5 protein-coding genes and 2 pseudogenes are annotated in these 4,984 nt (G+C 60.2%); 2 read left to right on the top strand and 5 right to left on the bottom strand.

Going from position 1 to position 4,984, the window contains the following annotated elements:
• Nucleotides 1–19 precede the first annotated feature (19 nt).
• Genes G454_RS19580 through G454_RS20600 form a run of 3 tightly spaced genes read right to left on the bottom strand, consistent with a single transcriptional unit; the run spans nucleotide 20 to nucleotide 1,836 of the window.
• Nucleotides 20–394: an ABC transporter ATP-binding protein gene (locus tag G454_RS19580; RefSeq protein ID WP_084413540.1), complete on the bottom strand. Its 375-nt coding sequence runs from the start codon at nucleotides 392–394 to the stop codon at nucleotides 20–22.
• A complete protein-coding gene (locus G454_RS20605; protein ID WP_051276530.1) occupies nucleotides 391–1,131 on the bottom strand; it encodes an efflux RND transporter periplasmic adaptor subunit in 741 nt (246 codons plus the stop codon). Before G454_RS20605 ends, G454_RS19580 begins: the two co-directional genes overlap by 4 nt.
• A gap of 12 nt (nucleotides 1,132–1,143) precedes the next feature.
• Nucleotides 1,144–1,836: an HlyD family secretion protein gene (locus G454_RS20600; RefSeq protein WP_051276529.1), complete on the bottom strand. Its 693-nt coding sequence runs from the start codon at nucleotides 1,834–1,836 to the stop codon at nucleotides 1,144–1,146.
• A 104-nt stretch (nucleotides 1,837–1,940) separates the two neighbouring features.
• Between G454_RS20600 and tnpA the strand changes: the two are divergent.
• Together tnpA and G454_RS19570 are read left to right on the top strand one after the other, a co-directional pair.
• Nucleotides 1,941–2,340 (top strand): annotated as a pseudogene (gene tnpA, locus G454_RS21095) (IS200/IS605 family transposase).
• Between the two features lie 9 nt (nucleotides 2,341–2,349).
• A pseudogene (locus G454_RS19570) lies at nucleotides 2,350–3,662 on the top strand (RNA-guided endonuclease InsQ/TnpB family protein).
• A 171-nt stretch (nucleotides 3,663–3,833) separates the two neighbouring features.
• Here G454_RS19570 and G454_RS0114695 read toward each other — a convergent pair.
• Together G454_RS0114695 and G454_RS0114690 are read right to left on the bottom strand one after the other, a co-directional pair.
• Entirely contained in the window at nucleotides 3,834–4,262 is a 429-nt protein-coding gene (locus tag G454_RS0114695; RefSeq protein ID WP_027719188.1) for a MerR family transcriptional regulator, read from the bottom strand.
• Complete coding sequence (locus G454_RS0114690; RefSeq protein WP_027719187.1) at nucleotides 4,243–4,596, bottom strand: AMP-binding enzyme; 354 nt, start codon at nucleotides 4,594–4,596, stop codon at nucleotides 4,243–4,245. Before G454_RS0114690 ends, G454_RS0114695 begins: the two co-directional genes overlap by 20 nt.
• Nucleotides 4,597–4,984: the final 388 nt, after the last annotated feature.

The raw sequence follows: 4,984 nt of genomic DNA, 5'->3' as shown, positions 1-4,984 counted from the left end.
CTGCCCCTCGGAGGGCAAATCAAGTATCCGGAAAGGAGGCGAATACCTGGTCTGGGGGCCGGCTCGACTGGGATTTCAAAACGGTCGGGTTTTTTTGAACCAGGTTGAAGTTTTGAAAGACGAACCCAATGAGGCGGTTGCGCACGCGGGCCAGCTCTTCCCTGGAGAGCCCGGTGACGTCCCGCCCGCCCAAGAGGTACTTGCCCCCGTCGGGCCTGTCCAGGCAGCCCAGGATGTGCATGAGGGTGGACTTGCCCGAACCCGAAGGACCCATGATGGCCACCATCTCCCCGGCGCGCACGGACAGCGAAACCTCGCGGAGGGCGTGGACGGGGGTGGCGGTGCGGCGGTAGGCCTTGCTCACGCGCTCCAGCTCGATGAGGAACCCGCTCACCGCTGCATCCTTCCTCCCGGCGCTCCCGGCACGCCCGGCAGGGGAGCCTGCCGCTGCTGCGTGGTGCGCGAGCCGCCCGTGGCGCCCGGCGAGGCGGCCTGCCTGCCGGCGGTGGCGGAACCGATAACCACCTTTTCGCCCGCGCTCAGCCCTTCTAGGACTTCCACGTACTGCCTGTCACTCAGGCCCGTCCTCACCCGGCGCGGCACGGGCTTATCTCCCTCCAGGACGAGCACCAGCTGCCTTTCCCCCCCTGCCGGGGAGCCGCCTTCGCTCCCGCCGCCTCCCCGGAACTCCCGGCGCCCGGGGCCCAAGAGGCCCGCCCTGCCCTCGCGCAGGTAGGAGGAGGCGTAGCTTAAGGCCACCTGGGGCACCACCAGCACGTTTTCCCTCTTGGCCACCACGATGCTGGCCGTGGCCGTCATGCCGGGGCGGATGAGGCCTTCAGGATCCGCAAAGTCCACCAGCACGTCAAAAACCTGCACGTTGGAGACGGTACTCCCCTGGGGGTAAATGCTTTTAACCCTGCCGGAAAAATTGCGCTCCGGGTAGGCGGCCACGGTGAAGCTCACCTCCTGGTCCGGCTTCACCTTCCCGATGTCCGCCTCGTTAACCGCAAGGCGCAGCTGCCTTTCCTCGCTGATGAGGGTGATGAAGGCGCCGTCCCCCGAGGAGGCGCCGCTCCGCTCGCCCACCTCGCCGCCAACCTTGCTCACCACCCCGGCAAAGGGCGCCACCAGTCTGGCGCCCTACAGGCCGCTCCGCGCCGCCTCTACCTGGGCGCGGGCGGCCTCCACCTGGGCGCGGGCGGCCTCCACGTCCTCGGGGCGGCTGCCCTTGGCGAGGGCGGCCAGCTCCTGCTCGGCGCGCTCCAGGGCCGCCTCCGCCTTGGTGAACTCGGTCTCGGCCTTTTCCAGCTCGGCAGCGGGGACGGCCCCGGCGGCATAAAGCTCCTGCGTGCGCGAAAGGTTCCGGCTGGCGCTCTCGTAATCGGCGCGGGCCGACTTCACGCCCGCCTGTGCCTGGGCCACCTCTTCCGGCGTGGGGCCGTTGACCAGCGCCTGCCACTTTGCCCTGGCCTGGGCGAGACTGTTTTCCGCCTGGTGGAGCTGGGCCGCAAGCTCCGCTTCGTCGAGCTCGGCCAGCACCTGCCCGGCGGCCACCCTGTCACCGGGCTTAACGTAGATTTTCTTTACGGTTCCGCTGCTCTTGAAGTTAAGCCTGGCCGTGCGCACGGGCTCCACCACGCCCGCGGCCTGCACCGCGTCGATTACGTTGCCCCTGGCCACCGTTGCCGTCAGGTAGCCGGCCCTGCTCCCCCCGCGCCACCTGGTCCAGCCGTAGTAAGCCCCGCAGAGGAGCAACAAAAGCGCCAGCAGCAAAAGCACCAGCTTGAACCTGTGCCTGACGAGCCGGGAAGCAAACCCCTTAAGCTGCCGCACGGCAAATTTTCACCCCGCTTACCCCATTAAAGCAGACGCCTGTTGCAGCAAGGTTAAAAAATTGTTACAGTTTTATAGAACCGCCGCGGGAAGACCCGCCTCCTTTGAGGGGGCGGGATGAGAGCGACGGCCAGGTTAAAAAGCAAAAGGCTGGGTTGTTTTTTCTGCCTAAGTACCGCCGCAAGATTCTGGTGGGTCCAGTAGCCGAGGAACTGGAACGGCTGATTCGGAAGGTCTGCGATGAAAGGGAGGTAGAGGTACTCAGCCTTTCCATACCAACCCGATCACGTACACCTTTTTGTTTCAGCTCCTCCAAGGCATGCCCCTTTTGTCCTCATTAACACCATTAAGGGATACACTTCCCGCTACCTGCGCCAGAAGTTTCCGGAGTTGAGCAAGCAAACAGGGCCACGGCTCTGGACCAGAACGTACTACGTGGGCACCGCTGGCACGGTATCCGCCGAGACCATCCAGCACTACATTGCAGAGTGTCAAGATGAGTAGGTGGAATACATGGCCTGGAGCGACAAGTCCCACCCCCACCGGTGTCTTTTAACCAAACGATTCCCGCTGGGCTTGGAAATGCTCCCGCTTTTCCAGCCCGCTATTCTGGCGGCTAACCGTATCTGGAACTCCTGCGTCTGGTACAGTCGGGAAACCTTCAAGCATGAAAGCCGCTGGCCGACGGAGACGGAACTGAAAGCAAAGTTCAAAACTTTCACCTCCTGGAAGGAACTGCACTCCCAGTCGGCCCAGGCGGTGGTGGAAGAGTACTTCGAGGCCGTGTCCGGCTACCGCAAGCACCGGGAAAACGGCCACCCCGAGATGGACCCGCCAAACTTCAAGCCGAAGGGCCACCTCCGCACTGTGACCTGGAAGAGGCAGGGCTTTAACGTCGGGGGCGACACCCTCTATCTCAAGCTCTCCCGGAAGAAGGAACCCATCAAGGTTGCACTACCCGAAGGATGGGATGCGGTCACCCTGCCCGATGGTACGAAAATGAAGGGTACCCCGGTCGAGGTCAAAGTGAAGGCGGTCGTCCGCCGCCGCAAGGTGGAAAACCTGGTGCTCCACGTGACCTTCGACCTGGGAGTTGTATCCGTTTACCGCGCAGGCGCCGTTTCGGCATACGACTACAACTCTGCGACTTTCGCGCGGGCCACGTCAAACGGTACCCTGGACCTCTTTCTATGCCGGGAACTCCTGGCCTTGGTGCAGTACAGGAACAAGGTCCTGGCGGAATTTCAGGAAAAAATGAGCCGCTTAAAGGAAGGTTCCCGCAGGTGGAGGAGGTGTTTTTCTGCAAAGGCCTGCAGGCTAAAAAAGCTCGACCGCCGTATCCGGCAGATGGAGCACGCCCTGACGAAGCTCTTTGCGGAGCTGGACGGAGCAGAAGGCGTGGCCTTCGCGGTGGTAGGCGACCTGAGCGGCCTGCGCCGCTCCACCCACACCGGAATGAAAGGCAAGAAAGCCAGCCAGAAGATCAACCAGATGGCCTACGACCGGCTGCACACAGAGCAACGCTACAAGAACCTCATGAGGGGCGTGCAGGCCGACACCTGGACGGAGAGGAACACGTCCTCCACCTGCTGCACATGTGGCTCCCGCAATCCCACATGGCGGCAGCACCGCGGCTTGTGGATATGCGGGAGTGCGGGACTTACCTTCAGGCCGACCTCAACGGTGCGGCCAACCTGCTGAAACAGTATCTCTTTGGGAGCTGCACCGGTAGGGAACTACCTTTTGCTTTTGGGGAACCCAGAGTCTGGCGCTGGGACAAGAGGTACAACAGGTTCGTGCAAGTATCGCCGAGGGCCGCGGCTTAAAAGGCCCGGAACCTGGAGTAGTTTGGACGGGAGTGACGGTCCCCTCCGGGAGACCCTAAAAGGGTCGCTCGCACCGGTGTAACCCGGCAGGTACGTGCACCTGCCGCCAGGAAGCCCTACCCCTTCAAGGGTGGAGAGGAAGTCACAGAAAAAATTCCCGCCCCTTAAACTTCAGGGCGGGTCGACTTCTTTCTTCCCCTCCAGCTCCTCCAGCATGGCCAGGAACCTGTTCCTGTACTCCAGCATCTCCTCTTTTAAGAGCTGCAGGTCCCGGATCATCTCCTCAATTTCGGCTATGCGCCGCTCCCCATATTCGATGGTTTTCTTTAGCTGCTCCTTCTGGGTGGGGTCCACATCGTAGAGGTCCAGCATCTCCTTTATCTCCTGCAAAGAAAAGCCGAACCTCTTGCCCCGCAGGATGAGCTTAAGCCGCGCCCGGTCGCGCCTGGTGTAAAGGCGCTGGCCGGACTCGTCCCTCCTGGGGGCGAGCAGCCCCACCTCTTCGTAATAGCGGATGGTGCGGGTGGTCACGCCAAACTCCTGCGCCAGCTCGGATATGGTGTAGAGCTTTTCCTCTTTCTTAGAAGAATTTTTTAACATCCTCTTTTAAGACCTTTCCGGTAGGATTCCTTGGAATAGCAGAGGCAAATTTTATGAGGCGGGGAACTTTATAATCCGCCAAGCGCTGGCGGCAAAAATCTTTTATTTGCTCCGCATCAGGAGGATCCGACTCATCGCGCGGCACCACAAGGGCTGCCACCGTTTCTCCCCATTCAGGGTGAGGTACGCCCACCACTGCCGCATCAGCCACCTGAGGGCAGGCGGTAAGAACATCCTCTATTTCCCTGGGGTAAACGTTCACACCACCGGTAATAATTATATCTTTCTTACGGTCAACTATCCACATGTACCCAGACTCATCCCGCCTGGCCATGTCGCCTGTATATAACCAGCCTTCTTTCCCAACTTTGACACCAAAGGCCCTTTAAGAGCCCTATTAAAAGCCCGGAACCCAGAAAAATCAAGGGGCTAAGCTCTAAAAATTTAATTTTTGTTGTGCCACGTATTCCAATATATGTTTTGCATCATTGCCGAATGTGTGCTAATATGGTTGTGCTATGTATATCAGAACCAAAACCTTCACCAACAGGGACGGCTCAAAAAGAACATACATTCAAATCGTCAAAGGTGTGCGGGAAAACGGTAAAGTACGCCAGAAAGTGGTCGCCAACCTTGGGCGCTTGGAAGAGCTCCAGAAAAAAGGGGGCATTGACCGTTTAATCGAAGACCTGGCTAAGTTCTCCCACAAGAAGTGGGTGCAG

The organism is Desulfovirgula thermocuniculi DSM 16036 (assembly GCF_000429345.1).
Taxonomy (GTDB): domain Bacteria; phylum Bacillota; class Desulfotomaculia; order Desulfotomaculales; family Desulfovirgulaceae; genus Desulfovirgula; species Desulfovirgula thermocuniculi.
Note: the sequence above shows the minus strand (reverse complement) of the source record. Positions and strands in the feature narration are given on the sequence as shown.

What these genes read in the sequence shown, in the direction of transcription:
- G454_RS0114695 (WP_027719188.1), bottom strand. Translation starts at nt 4,262, where the DNA reads ATGTTAAAAAATTCTTCTAAGAAAGAGGAAAAGCTCTACACCATATCC.
- G454_RS0114690 (WP_027719187.1), bottom strand. Translation starts at nt 4,596, where the DNA reads ATGGCCAGGCGGGATGAGTCTGGGTACATGTGGATAGTTGACCGTAAG.